Source organism: Okeania sp. SIO3I5, from assembly GCF_010672085.1.
Classification (GTDB): domain Bacteria; phylum Cyanobacteriota; class Cyanobacteriia; order Cyanobacteriales; family Microcoleaceae; genus Trichodesmium.
Genome location: NZ_JAAHHT010000039.1, coordinates 21,086 through 41,260, shown reverse-complemented (window position 1 = coordinate 41,260; position 20,175 = coordinate 21,086). Strand labels below are relative to the sequence as shown.

General features: G+C 34.9%; 15 protein-coding genes. 3 read left to right on the top strand and 12 right to left on the bottom strand.

The window, feature by feature from the left end:
• Positions 1–54 precede the first annotated feature (54 nt).
• The 3 genes from F6K40_RS11895 to F6K40_RS11885 form a co-directional block, all read right to left on the bottom strand.
• Positions 55–1,494, bottom strand: coding sequence for a TIGR03985 family CRISPR-associated protein (locus F6K40_RS11895; RefSeq protein WP_293135925.1), 1,440 nt, complete (start codon positions 1,492–1,494; stop codon positions 55–57).
• Positions 1,495–1,917: 423 nt separating this feature from the next.
• The gene (locus F6K40_RS11890; RefSeq protein WP_293135923.1) at positions 1,918–3,882 is read right to left on the bottom strand and encodes a CASTOR/POLLUX-related putative ion channel; all 1,965 of its coding nucleotides are present in this window, start codon (positions 3,880–3,882) and stop codon (positions 1,918–1,920) included.
• A gap of 1,183 nt (positions 3,883–5,065) precedes the next feature.
• Positions 5,066–6,193 (bottom strand): mechanosensitive ion channel family protein, encoded by a 1,128-nt coding sequence (locus tag F6K40_RS11885; RefSeq protein WP_293135921.1) that lies wholly within the window; start codon positions 6,191–6,193, stop codon positions 5,066–5,068.
• A 1,415-nt stretch (positions 6,194–7,608) separates the two neighbouring features.
• Here F6K40_RS11885 and F6K40_RS11880 point away from each other — a divergent pair.
• On the top strand, positions 7,609–9,837 hold the full coding sequence (locus tag F6K40_RS11880) for a PDC sensor domain-containing protein (protein WP_293135919.1): 2,229 nt from the start codon (positions 7,609–7,611) through the stop codon (positions 9,835–9,837).
• A 260-nt stretch (positions 9,838–10,097) separates the two neighbouring features.
• On the opposite strand, the gene F6K40_RS11875 is transcribed toward F6K40_RS11880, so the two are convergent.
• Positions 10,098–11,117, bottom strand: a complete 1,020-nt coding sequence (locus tag F6K40_RS11875) for a methyltransferase (protein WP_293135917.1) — start codon at positions 11,115–11,117, stop codon at positions 10,098–10,100.
• A gap of 265 nt (positions 11,118–11,382) precedes the next feature.
• On the opposite strand from F6K40_RS11875, the gene F6K40_RS11870 reads away from it, so the two are divergent.
• Complete coding sequence (locus tag F6K40_RS11870) at positions 11,383–11,790, top strand: phosphomannose isomerase type II C-terminal cupin domain (protein ID WP_293135914.1); 408 nt, start codon at positions 11,383–11,385, stop codon at positions 11,788–11,790.
• Positions 11,791–11,982: 192 nt separating this feature from the next.
• Here the strand turns inward: F6K40_RS11870 and hppD are convergent, their stop codons facing one another.
• The 8 genes from hppD to F6K40_RS11830 all read right to left on the bottom strand — a co-directional run bounded on the left by hppD (position 11,983) and on the right by F6K40_RS11830 (position 19,792).
• Positions 11,983–13,053 carry a 4-hydroxyphenylpyruvate dioxygenase gene (gene hppD / locus F6K40_RS11865; RefSeq protein WP_293135912.1) on the bottom strand — a complete coding sequence of 357 codons (1,071 nt, stop codon included), beginning with the start codon at positions 13,051–13,053 and terminating at the stop codon, positions 11,983–11,985.
• A 311-nt stretch (positions 13,054–13,364) separates the two neighbouring features.
• Positions 13,365–14,072 carry an SDR family oxidoreductase gene (locus F6K40_RS11860; RefSeq protein WP_293135909.1) on the bottom strand — a complete coding sequence of 236 codons (708 nt, stop codon included), beginning with the start codon at positions 14,070–14,072 and terminating at the stop codon, positions 13,365–13,367.
• Positions 14,073–14,517: 445 nt separating this feature from the next.
• Positions 14,518–14,670, bottom strand: coding sequence for a hypothetical protein (locus tag F6K40_RS11855; protein WP_293135907.1), 153 nt, complete (start codon positions 14,668–14,670; stop codon positions 14,518–14,520).
• Positions 14,671–14,990: 320 nt separating this feature from the next.
• Positions 14,991–15,224, bottom strand: coding sequence for a class I SAM-dependent methyltransferase (locus F6K40_RS11850; protein WP_293135905.1), 234 nt, complete (start codon positions 15,222–15,224; stop codon positions 14,991–14,993).
• A gap of 550 nt (positions 15,225–15,774) precedes the next feature.
• The gene (locus tag F6K40_RS11845) at positions 15,775–16,086 is read right to left on the bottom strand and encodes a hypothetical protein (protein WP_293135903.1); all 312 of its coding nucleotides are present in this window, start codon (positions 16,084–16,086) and stop codon (positions 15,775–15,777) included.
• On the bottom strand, positions 16,083–17,243 hold the full coding sequence (locus tag F6K40_RS11840; protein WP_293135900.1) for a PIN domain-containing protein: 1,161 nt from the start codon (positions 17,241–17,243) through the stop codon (positions 16,083–16,085). Before F6K40_RS11840 ends, F6K40_RS11845 begins: the two co-directional genes overlap by 4 nt.
• Positions 17,244–17,677: 434 nt before the next feature.
• The gene (locus F6K40_RS11835; RefSeq protein ID WP_293135898.1) at positions 17,678–18,358 is read right to left on the bottom strand and encodes a PEP-CTERM sorting domain-containing protein; all 681 of its coding nucleotides are present in this window, start codon (positions 18,356–18,358) and stop codon (positions 17,678–17,680) included.
• Positions 18,359–18,544: 186 nt separating this feature from the next.
• Complete coding sequence (locus tag F6K40_RS11830; RefSeq protein WP_293135895.1) at positions 18,545–19,792, bottom strand: BaiN/RdsA family NAD(P)/FAD-dependent oxidoreductase; 1,248 nt, start codon at positions 19,790–19,792, stop codon at positions 18,545–18,547.
• A gap of 50 nt (positions 19,793–19,842) precedes the next feature.
• Here F6K40_RS11830 and F6K40_RS11825 point away from each other — a divergent pair, with 50 nt between their 5' ends.
• Positions 19,843–19,992 (top strand): hypothetical protein, encoded by a 150-nt coding sequence (locus tag F6K40_RS11825; protein WP_293135892.1) that lies wholly within the window; start codon positions 19,843–19,845, stop codon positions 19,990–19,992.
• Positions 19,993–20,175: the final 183 nt, after the last annotated feature.

Below are 20,175 nucleotides of genomic sequence, written 5' to 3'. Positions count from 1 at the left end.
ACAATAAACATCTACGAGAAACCGGGTTTCTGGGTTAGCCTGCGTAAGTCCTAATTAATCATAATTAGCTAACTCTTGTTTTGCTTCTAATTTCAATTGTTTTCTAATTGAAATAGGAGCAATAACCTCTCCATTTGGCCGCCAATCTCTTAACCGCATCAAAACATTAATATCTCCATTTCTTATCCATCCTTGATAATAAGTATTTTTAGAAGAACGTGCCTTAATAATATTCAATAACTCTTGTCTTTCTTGGGGGTCTTGAATTTCTTTTTTCAGTAAATATGGTAAGTTTCTAGATTCGATGCGTTTAAATGTAGGATGTCGCACAGTATTATCTACATACCCACGAGCAAACTTAGAATCAAATCTCATTATCAACAAATCTCGTGGCAAATAAAAATTAAATCCCCAAGCTTCTTCTAGTTCTTCTTGTACATAATCTACAGTTGGTAAATTTCCTTTTTTCCATAATTCAGACAAATTTTTTGGTATCTGAGAACTTCCCCATTTTAAAATAGTTAATTTCTCGGAAATTATTCGGTCTAAACGATAATTATGCCAGCCAAATTTACCATCAGGATCTGTACCAAAAGCTGTTAAATATTTCGCCCGACGTGCATAATGTAAACAAACTGGATAAACTATTATTTCTAGTTTTTTTTCCGTTTTCGCTATCCAATATTGAAACTTAATTACTCCACCAGGGGATTGATGCCATAACTCCTCTATTTGTTGATGATAATCATCAACTCTATCTTGAGTTTCATCCGATAAAATATAGTCTAAATGAATAAATATTCTTTTTTCTGGATCGTTCCTTAGTAAAGGTTTTTCTTGAGTTATTTTTTCCCGCAAAGATTCTACTACTAATTCTAAATTAGGTTGTACAAAAGAAACCGACTCTAAAACTTTTAATAACTGCCAAGTTTGACTTGAGGAAAATTCTGAAGTATCCCATACCTGTGTTTGATTTATAGGAGGTTGAGGCCAGTTTTTTTGTGGTTGACACTGATATACTCCTGCTTTAGTTTTTGATTTTTTTAGCCATCCTAATTTAGCTAAATATTTTAAATCATCTCTGATTGTACGGTGTACTGTCGCAAAAATACGCTGCTCTATGTCTAGAAATTCCCCACCCATTTTATCTGTAATTTGCTGTTGCCATTCTTGAATTGATAGAGGTGAAATTTCTACTTTAATTAATTCTTTGATCGACTTTTTACAAATACACTTTTTGTCTAGACACTCTGTTTTTATTTGTTCCGTTGTGAAGCGATCGCTCGGAGGATGTTTAGGCGAAAAAAATTCATCGCGCAAGTCGCTGTAAATAAAATTTTCGGGTAATTTTGCAGCTAAATTATTTCCTTCTCCATAAAAATACTTTAATAATATCCACAGTCTAATTGAGCGATTAAATCTATCACCTAATCGCCCTAATGCTAACCAATCTAATATTTCTGGAGTTGGAGGATAGTTAAAGTCAGAAAGCATTTTTGTTATAGCAGGGAATAGGGAACAGTTATACCGTTTCACGGAATTAAAAAGTCAAAATTAAAAAGTCAAAAGTAAGATTTTATAGACTCATAACTTTTACGCTACAGCAACTTCAGGAAATCATTTCACATACAGCATATTCCAAGTATATGAAGTACAGAAATTAACAGTTAAATCCTATCAGTGCGGGCATCTTGCCCGCGATTGGTGTACCTCAGCAAAGTGGAAGGAGCTGTATATAGTTTGAAACTATTTGTGACATTTTTAAAGTGAATTGGTATTAGATAGGAGGGAACTGTCAGGTTAGCAACGTACAGAACTAAAATTATTAATGTGACTGAAAACTAATAGCTGATAACTCAAAACTGATAACTCAAAACTAATAGCTGATAACTGATAACTGATAACTGATAACTGAAATCATGTTTCATCTTCAGCGATCGTAATTAATTCATCTGCAAGAGTCAAAGAAAACTCAGTATCCAAACTAGGAGCTAGATAAATACCAAAATTATTATCCCTATCTTTAGCTTGAGAAACTATTTTCACACCAAGACAAATTTCATCACGAGATTGAGCAGCAAATACACAGTCAGCAAAAGATAATTTACCAACCTTTTCAGGAGGAAAGAAAAGTTCTATAGGTTTAATATACATTTCACTACCTTCTGCCGAAAATAAATCGCGGTAAACTAACATTACACCTGGTTCTTGAGATACCTGAGCTAAAATTTTAGACACAAATTGATTAGAAAGTAGGAAATCTTGAACCCCTGCTTTAATTACCAAATCAGTTTCTTCCGAGTCAGCAAGTTCTACCACTAATTCTGTTGTAATTGGGTTTCCAGTTTCCTCCTGATATTCTTGGAATATTTGCCTAATTTCGAGCAATGTTGTCAGAGTTTTAGCATCAATTTCTTCAGAATTTTTACCTTTACTAGCTAAAATTGAAATACTATTATATTTATATAGTTCGAGAGTTCTTAGCTCTTCAACAACATCTACATTAACTTTCCAAATTTGCATCAAAACTTGAGGATAAGCTTGACGAATTTCGTCAAACTTACTTTCAATTTCCGATGTTAATTTATGAGTAACTAGATTAACTTCTGAACCTTCAACTACATATTTAGCATATTCTTGGAGACAGATTGGAGTTTTTGAGTTCCAACCAATAATCAAATGTTTTTCTGTATTTTTTTCAAAACTTTTTCTGAAGTCAAAATAACCTAAAACTTGAGGTTTCACTAAAGGTTCTTGGTAAAATTTAATTACGGAGTCATCTTCTGCTAAAACAATTATTGATTCAGCATCTGTTAACCGATAATTGCTATCTGGTTTAATAATTATCTCGCCATTTTTATCTAGCACACCTATAGGAATACTTTTATAAAAATGAAAATTTAACTCATAAAAGCTGAGGTGTTGCCAATCAACTTCAGGACAGTAAAAATAAATTTCATTTCCGGCAAAACCAACTAAATTTAAGTATACAGTTGCTAACCCTACAGACCGTGAAGTTTGCACTAAAATTCTGGCTAAAATATCAGCTTCATTTAAAGTTGTTACAGCTTCAGGAGCAATGCTTTTAGCTAAAATACGATATTGTTCTGAGTTAATTTCAGCTATTATTGGAGGCAAAGATGTTTTTTCCTCATTAGCTGCAACAGTCGCTAAAATTGCTTTAACAACCCTCGCATCCGATAACCTTTTTACATCTTGTGCATCCGAACCTTTAGCATCATTTAAAATCACTACCGATCTAGCAACTTTAACCCCTACTTTATTCAGATTATTTATATTTGTTACTATTCCATTACGAGTCACAACTCTAGTAGTTTTTAAATCTGCTAATTTATCCCGGAGAAAATCATCCATATCTTCTTTATCTTCCTCTGATAAAATGACAATTACCGCATCAGATTCCGATTCATTAGCTATTACAAGCTCAGTAATAATATCAACAATTCTGTCATTAAAACCTAAAATTAAAGTATGGTTTTTTTCTACAACCAAGCTTTTACCTTTTTTCAGCAAAGTCAGTCGTGATTCAAATTCTTGAGTAATAAAAGCAACTAAACTAGAGAAAAGTACCAACCCTACAAAAATAGTTAAAACCCCTACAGTTTTAGTGGCAAAATTTGCCTCGTCTCCCGTGTCTCTGAGACCAATAAGTTGTACAAATACATCCCAAAGCAAATCGCTTTCTAAATCTTGATTTGGGAAAATCCACTCAGAAAGGTAACGTATACCTGTCATTAAGATAAATGCCCCAAAAAATGCTGATACTAATGCCAGAAATACCGAGAAACCACCCCTGGACATGAAGTTGTCAAATTTATACTGAAACTTTTCTTGCCAAGAAAACTTACTTTGAGCAGACATAGATTTTTTTCTTCAAGCTAATATAACTTTACACCTAACTGTTTATATATATCTGACTATGTTAGATAACTATAACTTTATTTGTCATTAATAATTATACTATAGTAGGGAATAGAGAATAACGGTGCGACCCCGCGACGACGTTAGCGTAGCTCCTCTGCAAGAGGAAAGTCGCAAGGGAATGCGCACTCCTGTGAGGGAATGCGCACTCCTGTGAGGGAACAGTTGAAAAAACATTTCCTGGTCTAAGATTCATCATCAGTCCTATGTCCTAACCAATTCTTTCTTAGCTATAGCAATCCTATTTTATTCGTGGCAAAAATCCTGTTTGATTTTTGGTATGGGGGGAATAGGCAATGGGCAATGGGTAAGAGTTTTGGAGTTTATTTCTAGTTTTTGAATTGTTACGACCTATTTAGGATTGCTATATATGTATTTTTAAGAGAATAGGGAATTTTTAAGCAAAATTTATACACTGAAGAACCATTCATTAATGGATAATGGATAATGGATAATTACGTCTGGTTAAAACCTTGAGGCAATTGAATATAAGGAAATCTTTTTAATGGAGAATGGATAATGAAAACTCTCACAAAAATATCAATTCTTGATTAATAACACTTATCTCTAATTATCAATTGTCAATTATCCACTATCCATTGGTAAGGGGAAGCTTTAAAAGTGAATTATTTAATTAATAATTATTAATTATTCCGTAAAAAGCAACACAGGTAATTAACGACCTGTGTTGCTGCTAAAAATGTTTGAAAAGTGCTTAGGTATCTCTCAAGTTGAAAGAGAAAAATCTCATTTTTGTCTCCATAGAATGTTTTTTTCTAGGAAGATGGCAAAACTGGGAAAAAAAATCTACTATTAATTTCTATCAAATCAAAGGTAGAAAAAAATAGTAAATATTAACTTATAGTAGATTTGGTGATTAATGTGATACAAATGATGGGAGCATTTCAGTTATCAATTATCAGTAACTCTGACTGAACCATCGGGATTAAAATAATGAACCAAATATTTTTTGATCCCCTTAAAAGGGGACACTTTAGACCTTACTTTTGAGTTATTATTCTTACTTGCCATTAGACATCTTCAGAAAAGAGAGAACAGGGAACACTTAACTGGGAATAGGAAGAAAGAATAGATAACTTATGGATAAGAATTGATTTGATTTTTAATTTTTGGAGATGTCTATTTTCATGTTTTTTGCATAAGTATCTTGGTCACTAATAATATAAACATTATTAGCAGCAATACCCTCTTTTTCCAATAATCTCATTAAACTCAAGTGAAATTTATCATTAGCAGGGGTGTAACCAGCAGGAGGATGATATGAAACGTATTTAATCACACGAGCATTACCTTCTATAGGGAAGAGGTATACATAATGCTCTAAAAAAGTACCCATACTTTTAAATATTTCATCAATACCTGCCATTATTCTCTCTACTTGATCTGCTGTAATGCCATCAATTTTCAAAATTCCTGTAATCCCCCACTCTTCAACATCACCTCTGTGTTGAGACCAGTTATCCACTACACTAGCAACCATTCGAGAATTAGGCATTTTAATAATAGATGCCCAATCCCATGAATACAATCTTGTTGTTCTTAAACCTACTTCCACCACCTGGAAAAAACCAGGTACTCCTGAAATTAATACCCAGTCACCTGGTTTGTACAATCTATCAGTATAGATAATTATAGTACAAAACCAATCATAAATAATATCTTTCAACAACAAACCTAGAGCAACACCTGCACCACCAAGCAAACCAACAAGAGCTCCTGCGGATGCTCCTAAAAATACTTCTGATGCTTTAATAATTACCACAATAATTGCTGCAGTCCGAAATAGTTTCGGTAAATAGGGAACCAGCAAGTCGTCAAGATCTGTGTCAGTCTGCAAAGTTAGGGACTCTAGTGCCTTACCTAACAGGGGAGCTGCACTATGAATCACATAAGCAGTGACAGCAATGGCAACTAAACCAAGAATATCGGATATAAGTGTTTTTAACTCAGGGCTTAAATATTGTACTAAAATTATCTCTATTATCCATAGTCCACCTACGAAAATTAACAAGGTTAGGGGTTTTTTGATAATAGCTATTAATTGATCGTCTAAGTCAGATTCAGTACCCGAAGCAAGACGCTCAATCTGTTTAAGAATTACTCCAGCAATAACTCCCTGAAGTATTAATGTTAACAGCAGCACGCCTAATGCCATTAATAGTTTATATGCCGGAAAGCCACCAACAGTAATTTCTTGAATCTGTTCCGATAATGTTTGTAATAATTCCATTCTTTTTTCCTGAATCAAATTTCAATTTAGAGATTGTTTATTAGGAGAAAATACTTTCTACTCTAGCCAACTGAGGAATAATAGTCATGCAAATATAAGCAAATTTTCAGGATCAAAAAGTTATACTTTTTGACTAAATATAGTTGATGTTGTGCTTTTATACTTTAACAATAATCTTTTGATACACAGTCTTAAGAAAATTAAATTTTTCTTAAAATTATGAGACTTTGAAGTAAAATTATAAGCTTTTGTAATTCTCCCATAGTTAGCTATACAGGTTGTATAAAATTACATAATTTTTTATTATTTCCAACTTCTAGTCGCCGACTATAATTTTAGTATCCTTGCCATAACCTAATATTTAGACTTGATAATTACTTGTATTATTTGGCCTGGATTTTAAAATTTGCCTGGAAATGGAGAGAGTTCAGATTAATAACTGAAATGGTCTTGCTTAATGAGGACAAATAGATTTATACCAAGGTTGTCAATGGGGAATTAAGGGTCATTTCAGTTATCAGTTATTTGACATCTCCAGAAAAGAGGGAACAGGGAACACTTAACTGGGAATAGGGAAGAATAATTGATAATTTCTGAATAAGAATTGGTTTTACTTTTTATTTTTGGAGATTTCTATTAGTTATCAGTACGGACTGCTGAAACCTCTAGCTGAAATCCTACATTTCCTTTTTGATGGAGACTTGAGACCTTATTTCTTGGTCTAAAAATTAGGCTTTCCATTTTTGAGTAATCCTGGACAAAGATATTCCTGTTTTTTCCTGTATAGATAGATATTCTTGTGTATGTGGATAAACTTCCTGCTATAACTATGATATTTTTTGGTAAAATCTCAAATTCCCAATAACATTTAGATAGGAAAAATAGTTATTCAAATCAAACATGAATAAGATACAATTATCCAGAGAAGAATCTACGCGATCGCACTTTTATAAATACTCATAAATCTAGCGACAAATCGTCAATATTTTCTGAACATTGTCTGGGAAAAAAAAAATTACCATTTTGAGCAAATAATGTGATAAATAATAGGTGAGTAGCAAAAGTTGGAAGTAACTAATACTAATTCACTTTAAGGATGTCATTTCAGTTATCAGTTATCAGTTATCAGTACCTCCTGGAATAGGGAGGCTTGAAATAGGGAATATTCTTTTTTTTATCCCCTTAAAAGAGGAGGCTTAAGACCCAAATTTTTCGGTCACAAATAGTTTCAAACTTTAAATGTCAAATAATTGCCTGAAACTGTAGGGAAGTGTCAAAGTTTTTAGCCGCTCAAATCTGCCATTGTGAATTCTAAATTCTAAATTCAGTGAAACGGTAGATGCCCTGATAACTACTCCCGAATCCTAATATGTAGCCCACTTTTTTTCCATTAATTTATCTAGAGAAAAACTATTATGAAAATCAACAAACAAATCGAAGAGCAGCCCATGAAAGAACAGAATAAATATCAAAAAATTATAACTAAAATATACCTTTTCTTATATAAAAAATTAACTATTAATAATGCTAGTAAACCACAAATAGCAGCATTTTACACATCATTAATACTAGGTGGAATTAGTTTAACATTTGCTATATTAGGGTCATTATTATATACACTCGAACAAAAAGAGACATTTGATAATGCTAAACAGCAAGCTCAACGGGCAACATCTAGAGTTGCTCTTGAGATAGATCGGCGACTATATTTTGCCCAAGAATCAGCTGTTTCTGTAGCAAACAACTTGAGTTCTGGCAAATTAAGCGATGGGGAATTATTAGAACGACTTAAATTAGAACTCGAAGAAAATATTGATTTTTTAGATATTGGTGTTGCTTATAAACCCTTTGCTTATAGGTCGGATGTCAGATTTTATGCACCATATTATGCAAGAATAGATAACAAAATAGAGCTAAATGAAACTCAATTTAACTATACGAAACCTAAATATGCTTGGTATAGTAATACCCTAAACAAAGGACCAAATTGGGGTGAACCTTATTTTTGGAGTGACACTAATCTAAGCAGCGATCCAGTCGTCGGATTTTTTACTCCTTTTTATAACCCAAATACTGAAGATAAATCTACACGAGGTATCGTATATAGCGAATATTCATTAACTAAAATTCTAGAGATAGTTCAGTCTCTAAACCTAGGTAGAACTGGCTACGGATTTATTATTTCTGAAACAGGAACTTATTTATATCATCCCAATGAAGAGTATTTTAAAGCTCAAGTAAATGTCTTTGACATTACCTATCAACAGCAGGATGAAAAACTGAGAGAATTAATTGTTAAAGCACTGAAAGGTACACCAGTAGAAGCAAATTTAACTGACAAAGTAACAGGTCAAAATTCTTGGTTATTTCTGCGACAAACTAATCTGAATGGATGGGTGGTAGGAATAGTATTTATTCAAGATGAAATTATCCCAGACTCAGCAGTAACAAGACAGAAATTAATCGCTCTTAGTCTCGCCTATCTTTGGTCTGCTGTTTTTCTATCAGTTCTATTATTTAAAGCTTATCTCGGAGGTGTAAAACGAATTTCATTCCTATCATTTATTATTAGTATATTATTTGTAATAAATCTTGGATTTGTTTGGAACTTAGTCTTAAAAGCAAGAACTTATACAGCAACTCGAAATCTTTTACTTAGTGATACTGGTGTCAGACAATTATTAGCTCCTCAAATAGAGTTAAGTAAAGAATTAAATCAAGAACCCCCTTTAGTTGTTCCTACAGGAGTTTTCATTCAATCATTTGATTTGACAAGTCCGAAAGATGCTTTTGTGACCGGTTATATATGGCAAACTTATGAAGATGGGGTACATGATGATTTATCTCGTGGCATTATACTTGCTGATGCGATTGAAGATAGTGATTATGAACTAAGAGAAGATTATAGATATAAAAAAGATGGTCTAGAAGTTATCGGTTGGTATTTTGCTTATACCCTCCGTATGGATTTTAATTTTAGCTATTATCCCTTTGATGACAAAGATTTGAAAATTCGGATTTTGCATCAAGATTTTAATAATGGAGAATTAAATCGTCGGGTAATTCTTACCCCTGACTTTCAGAGTTATACTGTAATTAATCCACGAACTGCTCCAGGGGTAGATAAAGAAATTGTACTTGGAGAATGGTATCTGAGAGATAGTTTTTTTGAGTACGTATTTAAGACATACAATACTAATTTTGGAGTAATTAATGCTGCACCAAAAACTGACTTTCCTGAACTACAATTTACTGTTATTCTGCAAAGGTCTTTCTTAGGTTTGTTTATTGCTAAACTCGGACCAATGATTGTAGTTTTGACTTTGTTATTTGCTGTACTTTTAGTTTCCAATCCAGAACAAACTATGGAAGTTTTGGGAGCTTGTGCAGGTTTTGTATTTATTGTTATCCTGGATCAGGTGACAGTTAGAGAGCAAATAATTACTAAAGGAATTGTTTACTTAGAGTATTTTTATTTTGTTGTTTATTTATATATTTTCTTGGTATCTGTTAACTTTATTCTATGGAGTTTAAATCCAAATCTTTCTCTTTTTAAGTATAAAGATAACTTTATTTTTAAAGCGATTTATTGGCCGACTATGCTAAAAGTTTTGCTGCTAATGACTATTTTGGTATTTATCTGAAATAGGGAATAGGGAGTAGAAAGTAAGAAGTAGGAAATAAAGGGGATAACTACTGAAACCGAATAAATTAGACACGGACTGGACAAATATTAAGAAATATTGAAAATTACCTGATTATCTGCTACGATACATTACACTATCCAAATTATCACAGGACTTACGCAAAGGCAGTAATCGTAGTATTAATATCTGAAATAATCACCAAAAAGATACCATATATAGGGGTACTGCGTAAGTCCTGAGCAAATTATAGTGTTATGTTATACTTTCAAACCCTCAACAACGGCTATTAGACCTGAAGATGGAAACCATGTCTTCATGTATTTCCAGCCTGCCCTTTCCAGCAAATCTTTATACTCCTCCTGAGTTCGTTCTTGTCCTGTTCCCCAACACATCATATGGATGTCAAACAATTTAGCAAAGTGTGGTGTATTTGGGCCTGGTATGATGTGTTCGGCGATGAAGACCCGGGAGCCCGATGTCGCTGCCTTTCTTTGGTAATCCAGGATTTGAACACATTCCTCATTATTCCAATCATGCAGGATCATCTTCATAATGTAAGCATCTGCACTGGGAACGGCCTTGAACATATCTCCAGCTAAATACTGACACCTTTCTCCCACTCCAAGTTTTGTAGCCCACAACTTTGTATAATCTGCGATAGCACTTTCTCGTTCCAGAACCGTTCCCCTGAGATGAGGATATTTGGCTAAAAAGCTGCATAACAGATGTCCATGACCACCACCAACGTCGCAAATATGAGCGATCTGGGAAAAATCGTATGCTTGAAGAGCATCAAGCACCCATGCTGACTGAATCATCGAAAAACTGCTCATCGCTCCATCAAACACTTCAGCATAAGTAGTATCCTGAGCAGCATACTCAAAGGCACTACATCCAAACTCTCGCACAAAGGCATTTTGTTTTCCGTCTTGAACCATGGCGGGCAAGTGTTTCCACAAGGCATAGTGATGGGGACCCTCTTCAAGCAACGTAATCCCTCGTAAACTTTCAGGATGGTCTGTTCTTAGGAATTGCCCAGCCTCTGTTAGTGAGAATGTCTGATCTGTGCTCTCATCTAGTAGTTCGAGAGACCCAAGAGCTCTTAGAAGTCGATATGTGAGTTTGGGATCAAGTCCGAGATCCTCAGCGATTACCGTTGCCTTTTTGGAGTTGTTTTGCAGGGAATCGAAGATACCTAATTTTACACCAGCGTAGAGAGTCTGACTACGCCATCTGCCAAAAATCAAATCCATTATTTTTCCTTGTGTGTCACCCATATAAAAGCTCCTTTGTCTAACATTGTTGTTAATAAATGCTCCCTAAAATTATAACTAATATTATGTCCGCTTGAATACTTATACTTTGGTGGAAGGAAGGCAGAAGGCACTTATGCTTGAGGCAGAAGGATTTCTTCCAATTACTACTTAGGTTCTATACACTCTCCGATGCTACCGGAAATGATATAATAAGAAGGATAAATTTGACATTGGCTTTGGTAGAATGTAAAAGTAGATTATTCTTAAATTTCATCCAGAAAATATTATGAGTGAAGCAGAAAATAATCAAGAGTCTTCAACCCCTGTCTTAGATTCAGAAGCTAATAAGGAAAAGGGAAATCTTACAAGAACACCTCCTTGGGGTAAGGTAACAATTCTGGAACAAGGCCCCCGTTACAAAATTAATCGTATAGAAGTAAAACCCAAAAATCATATTAGTACCCAGATGCACTATCATCGTAGTGAACATTGGATAGTGGTTTCTGGTACTGCTAAAGTTGTGTTTGATGGTGAGGAAAAATTACTCTTGCAAAAACAATCAACTTATGTTCCTCCAAATACAGCTCATCGTCTAGAAAATCCTGGTACGATTCCTTTAGTAATGATTGAAATTCAAAATGGGGAATATCTTGGGGAAGATGATATTATTCGTTTTCCAGATGAGGATAATTAACCATCTTCAAATTGAAAAAGTTCAGTAGTTCAGTAGTGGACTGTTTCATCTTAAATGGTGCAATAGGCTTTTTTCTCCCTTACCACCTTGTCCTCCTTGTCTTCCTTGTCTTCCCACAACCTAAAATAATCATGCACAGTTTTAGCTGAAACATTCCACTACTTAAATGACAGTTTAGTACCCAATATTAATTTATTTCATATTAATTTTCCCCAAATTCCCTCGCTTCATTTGTTCTCTTTCAATAGCTTCAAATAAAGCTTGAAAATTACCTTGCCCAAAACCAGGAGTTGACATTTGTTTACCATTTACCCAAACAACTTTACGTTCAATGAACTCAAAAAATACTGTTGGTTGGTTAAATATTGGTTGGGTAAAAATTTGTAGTAACATTGCCCCTGGTAACTTTTCTTGCCAGTCTACCAAAATTTGATAATCTTGAACTTTCTGCCATTCGGTTTCCGATAGATAACTTAATGCTTTTGTTTGCAGATTAGAGTAATATGTTGCTGGAACTTGCAGAAAAGGTAAACCAAGCGATCGCAACTCTCCCACAACTCCCAAAATATTCTCTGTGCGTAAAGCAATATGTTGTATCCCCTCACCACGGTTAGCATCCAAAAATTCTTGTACTTGAGAATTAGCAGATGTGGGTTCATTAACAGGAAATTTTACTTCTCCTTCTGGATGTGTCATCACCAGACTGCGCAAACCAGATTTTTTTGTCTGAATATCAAAATTTTGATGAGGTTGAAAATCTAAGATTTGATGATACCAATTAAAAGCAGATGTTAAATTATCCTCAGCTACATTTAAAACTACATGATCTATTCCCACAAGATCCTTAGAAAGTTGAGAAGTAGAGTTCAAAATTTGTGCATCATCAATTTTTTCAACTAAAGTATGAGTCAAGTTTCCCCATCCAGAAATTTTTGCCCACTTCAAACCCTGTAAATTTTGCTGAATGGGTTGCAAAATTTCTGCTCCGTTAACTGCTGCTTTCGCCACAACTGACTTAAGGTCTCGGACCCGAAAAGCTACATCAGCTACTCCAGGAGGATGTAAATTGAGAAAATTAGCAACAGGACTTTCTGGTGTAATAGCAGAAGATAAGGCAAAATATACTTGACCTCTATTGATAATTTCCTTCTGGGTGTGTTGACTGGTTTGAGAAGCGATCGCTTGAAAACCTAATTTTTCTATAAACCAGTTTCGCGACTCAATAGCATTTTCAACGTAGAAATGAATCAGATCGAACTCCATAATCAACTTTTTATTATTTTAATCAAAATATTATTTGGAAAAAATAAGGAGTAGGGGAAAAGAATATATTATTTCTAGGACTTACACAGAACCGCCTTATGTAGTAGGGGCGAATGGCATTCGTCCCCTAGGGATAGCGTGTTGTCTAAGAATTTGCGTAAGTCCTGATTTTTTTTGGATAATTAATTTGATTTTTTATTATTGGAGATATCTAATAATGTTCTTCTGTTTCAACAGAATATTTTTTCGTCCGGAATGCTGTAAACAAATTTTCCCACACTCCCCACACCTCCCACACTTCCCACACTCCCTTAGAAAAATAAATGACTATCTGGTTGAATATTAATTTCCATCGGTACTGCTTGAGGTTCTGCATTGAGAGCAAACATAATTGCATCAGCAGCAGTTTCCGAACTGAGCATTTTTGAGCGATCGACTTTCAGACTAACATTATCCCAAAAAGGCGTATTTACTCCTCCGAAATAGAAAAGAGTTACTTTAATCCCATAACGCCGTAATTCATCTGCCATACATTTGCTCAACCCCACCAAACCAAACTTAGAAGCACAATAAACACTTCCCATGGCCATTGAATGTTTGCCAAGAATTCCAATAACGTTACAAATATGGCCTGATTTTTGTCCTTTCATTATGTTGGCAGCAGCTTGACAAGTGTAGAAACTGCCTTTCAAATTCAGGTCAAGCATAATATCTAGGTCAGCAGGTTCAATTTTGTTCCATTGCTTGAGAATACCTGCTCCTGCTGCATTTACCAAAACATCTATTTTGTCAAAATGGTTGGTAGCTTTTTCCATCAGGATTTCTACTTCCTGTGGGTTAGTGATGTCTGTCGGTACAGTAATAATTTCGGTAGTAGATAGTTGGGTTGCTAAAGCATCTAATCTATTATTATCTCTGGAAGCTAATACTATACTTGCGCCGGAGTTTGCCAATTTCTGTGCTACTACTGAACCTATACCTCCAGTGGCACCAACTATTACTACAACTTTGTCCTTCATTTACTTTTTCTTTACTTTTCTTTACATTTATTTTTATATTACATCCCAGATTCCGCACTTCAAGTTGTAATATTAAAAGTAGCATAAAACGGTAGCTTGGTAAGTATTTATACTATATAGCTCCTATTCATTGACTTTTCTCAGGAGTCAGATGATCAGGAAATGAAATATAAATACTCAATTATTTACTTCTATTGACCACTATAATTGTCTCCTGTCTCCAGTATCGAGTCTCCTGTCTCCTACTTTGATGCTACATTTTGCAATACAAAATGTAGGTTACATCAATTAGGGAGTAGGGAAAAATAAATCGTCCAATTTCTGAAGTAAATAAAAAAGTAAGTGGAGGAAACAAAAGTAAACAGGCGAAAAGTAAAATGCCTCAAAAGCTTTTTCTTTCCCAGACTATTTTCAGCACCTTATTCTGATAATTAAATTGCTAACTTTAAATTGCAGTATTCCTAGCTTTAACTGCAACAATATTAGACCATAAAGACTGACGCCAAGTTACATCAACAGATTCAAATCCAACTTCCAATAACCAATTGAAAGCTGTCATCAAAGATATTGGTTTGTCGTATTGTTTATCATGATCCATAAAAAAATTCCATTGCTCTATATTAGCTCCTAACTTGAAAGAGGTATCCTTCCACTTCGAGACAAGCTTTTCATTTATATCTGAATTTGAACCACAAAAAATATCAGAATAAGAAAATAATCCATCAGATTTTAACCACTTATGAATGTTTAAAAATAATTTTTTTTGCTTAAACTATCTAAGTGATGAATAGTTATTTGTGACATAACAAAGTCAAATGTTTATTCGTTAAAATTTAGATTAGAAAAATCTTTCAGATGATAATGAATCTGATTGCTTTTTCTTGTCAGTTTAGACTTGGATAAATCGATCATTTCACTTTAAACATCAACAACATGAATTTTTGCCTTGGGATAACGATCTAAAATAGCTGAAGAAAGATTTCCGGTTCCACAACCCAAATCTAAAATACAAGGAGAATTGGTTTTGCAGGCTAAATTGTTTATAGTGATTTGAGTTAATTCATCGTACCAAGGAACCCATAGACGAATTAATTTGTCATACTGCATCGCGACTGAATCAAAAGCTTTCTTAACAGATACAGATTTAGACATTCTTTAATTTATTCCTATAAACTAGATAGTGGTAATATAGCAGCTATCCCTTCAACAATTAATAATGAATAATGAATAATTAATAATTACCGAAACAATTAAACAATTAAACAATTCAGGTTTAAAGCCTCCCCTTTCAAGGGGAAAAAAATAAACTTTTTCCTTTTAGTCAATCCTCTCCCTAAAAGGGAGAGGTAATTATCCATTATCCATTATCCATTATCCATTATTGAACTCTCCTTGAAAAGAAGAGGATTGACTAATCATGAAAATTTTTATTTATTGTCCCCTTAAAAGGGAAGGCTTTATAGCAATCGCCAAGGAGGTTAGGACACTGTTTCCAGAACTGATTTAATCATAAGAGAAAACTTCCTCTATTCTATGTCCTAATCGCCCTGACTGTTGCTATAAACCAAAATTTTTCGGTAAAGTGTGTCAAGTTTTCGGAAGAGTGAAAGGAGCTTAAATTCTGTTTTCTTAACTCACACAGATTTTACACTATAGCTGTCTTAATATCTCCTTAATAAACACTCTTTCAGGCTCTTAATTCCTAACTAAAATTCAAGCTCACAAACCAACGACCTTCTTGAGATTGATACAACTTCAGCGAACTACATAACTCCAAAAACTTAGGAAAATTTTTACTTGATTGAAACTGCTTAATAGCTTTTGTAATTGGTTGACCATATAACCGATGAAACTCACTGCCAAGATTAGAAAGAGAAACATAACTTTCCGAAGATTCAGCAGTTAAATTGCTCACAATTTTGACTAATACTTTTTCCATAGCTTCCTGGGAAATAATCTCAGAAGCATCTGTAATCTCAATATCTTTTTCAACCTGATTTGGGGGAGAATTCAATTTTTTTTTTCTGGTGTAAAAAGATGAAAAATACTCACATAAGTTTGAGATTTTTCCGATGGTTTATGAAGTGCAAAATAAGCTGGATAATTGATGAATATATGATTTGACTTTTGACTAGGAAAGTGGTTGGCAACTACATCTTTAAGATTCAACTTATAAGTTTCTTTATACAAAGCAGAAATTCTCGAAAACTTAATCCATGGTTGTCTAATTTTTGCTGTTTCTCCTCGAATTAATTCTTGTAACTGAATAATAAACTTATGAATAGTAGGAATATCTGGAAGCGACAAAGCATATATTTTTGATTCCCCAGTTTGACTATTTAAAACAGTAATTTGATTCTTATATTTCCGCACCTGATAGACAGTTAACCCATGAGATTGTAGAGTAGTACCAAGATGAGTTAATCCTCGGTCAGAAGAACAAACTAAAACTTCCTTAGCCTTGGGATAATTGAGAAAAATAGAAGAACCTACAGTTGCCATTTTTAAGTCAGCACTATCTTTTCCAGGAGGAACATGAATTAATTGATAACCACGTTGATGAAATTCTTCATCTTTTTTCCCCATACTCCGCCAGTTAGCAAAAGCCACCTTAATTTGAATCGGATAATTGCAGATATCTACAAGAATTTTTTCAGTTTCAGGATCGAGTGGTAAATTTTCTACATCTAAGAGTAAAATCGCAATTCCTGACTCTGCTAATTTCGTTCCATTTGTGGATAAATCGGAAACCAGACCATTAGTAATTTTATCTGATTTAGTTCCATTTGTGGATAAATCGGAAGCCAGACCGTTAGTAATTTTATCTGATGAAACTAGAGTTATTTCTGGATAAATATGCTTATCTATCTCAGCAATTAAAACATTATATTCAGCAGAATTAACAAACTCTGAAGTTAGAAGAATTTGGAGATAATTTTTGACTTTCTGTTTTAAAACATCTGGGTTATTAACATTATGAAGCCCTTTTGTCAACTTGTTAGTCAAAGTAGATTGATACTTGGGATAATGCCAAGGAATGCTTCTGTACTTTGGAGTTATCCATTCTGGATGTTGCTGTTGAATGGAAACAATAGTTTGGTAAATATAGTGGCTGATAGTGTTAATAGTATTGGAATTATTAGTTACTAGCAAACCAGAATTATCTGACATAGCCTATTGCCTAATTATGTTGGCTTGGATAAAGCATTTTGAGAACTATAGCAATCCTATTTTAAGTTGTAATATTTTCCTGGCATTCAGGAGTCAGGAGTCAGGAGTCAGGAGTCAGAATTTTAAGAGTTTTCAGCTCAAATTAACTATTAGAAAAATTGTTACAACCAATTTAGGATTACTACATATCATAGATAATACAAGAAAAGATGACATTGGACTATTTTTTATATTACTTTTGCTGAATATTACAGCTTTAAGCAGTTTTTTTATAGCCATACCAAAATAGGGACGTTCCATGGAACGTCCCTACAAAGTTTTGGTTGTGACGTGAGGTGAGCAATCTGAAAAATGCTGTATCAGGACTTACAAGGATTAAGCAAAATCTGGACAAACTAGATATATTCCTGAAATTTGGGACTGAACTATCCCAACTATTGGGACTTGCGTTTTAATAGGGAAAGAATGCCCAACCCGCCCAAGGCAAAGAGACCTAAGATGGAACTAGGTTCGGGGACGGATGACGTGGAACTGTCTTCCGGGACGAATGATGATGCAAAACCTAGGGTGACTGAAAGCCGATCACTTTGACCAACAGTGTTGCCCATTGTGGTATGAGTTAACAAGTTGCCGTCTATTGCATTCTCTACTGTGTTTAGATTTCCGTTATCTCCGAGAACCGTGAAGTCAACAACTTGGTTCGCAAACTCGGTCGAACCGTCGGCAAAATTCAATCTCATCTCGCTCAGGTTTAAGCCACCTCCAGCAGGTGCCCCGCGACCGTATACACCCTCAATTGTGACGTATTCTCCGTTAATATCCAAATTGCCAGAGCGATCGCTGTAGAATACATCGTAGAATTCTGTGCTTGCTCCTGAGAAGTCATAAGAACTGGAATTAAGTGTGGAAAGTTGATTTAAAAGCTGAGAGCTATCTATACTGAAGGTGTAGGCGCCAGGAAATGTACCGCCTGTCCTTTCAAAAAAGGTGATAGACTGTAAATCGGTAACTTTCCGAAGGGATAAAGCTTTAGCGTTTAAGGCTGACATTGCTGTTAGGGAGGTAATAATTATTGCCCCAGTAACAGTTTTTGATAATAGTTTTTTGGAAATCATTAAATAGTTTTCTTGTTGAGTAAATACACGGTTTTCTTGTTTTTGTATTATAACTGAAGTGTGGGAAGAAAGTCCGTTTTTATTAATGCAACTTGCCTATCTTCCAAACCCTGTACTCTTTAAACTCTCCATACTCCCCCACTCCCCCACTCCCCTACTCCCCCACTCCCCCACTCCCCCACTCCCCTACTCTCCTACTTTCATCCCTTCACCAGCTAACCATCCAGTTGTCCATGCGCTTTGAAAATTAAACCCCCCTGTAACTCCATCAATATCTAAAATTTCTCCTGCAAAATACAACCCTGGGCAACATCGACTTTCCATAGTTTTAAAATTAACTTCTTTCAAATTTACCCCACCACAAGTTACAAACTCTTCCTTAAAAACTCCTTTTCCTCGAATTTTATATGTACCTTGAGTCAATTCCAAAATTAACTTATTAATAGCCTTATTTGATAACTCCGCCCAACGTTTTTGAGAGTCAATATCCGCAGCAATAACTAAATGTTCCCATAAACGACGCGGTAGAGAAAACGGACAACTATTAACGATCGCCTTCTTTTCCAAACTTTTAAATTCTAATAACTTAGTTCTTATATCCTCTGGATTAATATCCGATAACCAATTAATTAATAAATCCGATTGATAATTATTTTCATAGAGAAATCTAGCACCCCAGGCAGATAACTTTAAACTTGCTGGCCCACTTAAACCCCAATGAGTCACCAACACAGGGCCAGTTTGTTTTAACTTAGCCTTCGGAAGTTGCAAACAGACATTCTCCACCGAAATACCTGCCAAATCTTGGAGACGGGAATCAGAAATATTGAAAGTAAATAGAGAAGGAACAGGAGGCACAACTTTATGGCCTAATTCTTTTGCCAAACGATGGCCAATAGAACTACTGCCAGTTGCTAGGAGTAAGCGATCGCACTCCAGAAATTCCCCCGATCTTAACTCGACTAGAAATAAATTTCGCCCTGCTTCTGTTGTATTGCATTTGACTGAAACCACTGCTGCACCTGTACGAATATTTACACCTTTAGACAAAGCAGTCTTAGTTAAACATTCAATTATTGTGGCAGAATCATCAGTAGTAGGAAACATCCGTCCATCAGCTTCAGTTTTTAACCGTACACCTCTAGCAGCGAACCATTCCACAGTATCGCGAGCTTGAAATCTAGTGAATGCACCCCGAAGTGCTTTGCTACCTCTGGGGTAGTTTTGGATAAATATTGCTGGATCAAAACAAGCGTGGGTGACATTACAACGTCCGCCTCCAGATATGCGCACTTTTGTCAGAGGTTGTCGCCCTGCTTCTAAAATGGTAACATTAGTGTTGGGGTTGCTACAGGAGTCGCTTGCTGCCAAAGCTCCAAAAAAACCGGCTGCTCCGCCGCCTATAACTACAATTTTAAGAGGTGGGAAAGACATTCTATATCTATTAAATAAATATCTCCAATAATAAAAACGGCGTTGCTTATGTGCGGGATGAATTAGTGGGAAGTGGGGAGGGGATCGGGAGTGTGGGAGGCGTTGAGCTGCTCACACGGATTATGCCACGGATATACGGATTAAGAGGTATGACAAAACCTAACAACAATCTAACAATCTTTAGATGTAGGTTGGGTTGAGCTGCTCACACGGATTATGCCACGGGTATACGGATTAAGAGGTATGACAAAACCTAACAACAATCTTTAGATTTAGGTTGGGTTGAGCTGCTCACACCGATTATGCCACGGATATACGGATTAAGAGGTATGACAAAACCTAACAACAATCTTTAGATTTAGGTTGGGTTGAGCTGCTCACAC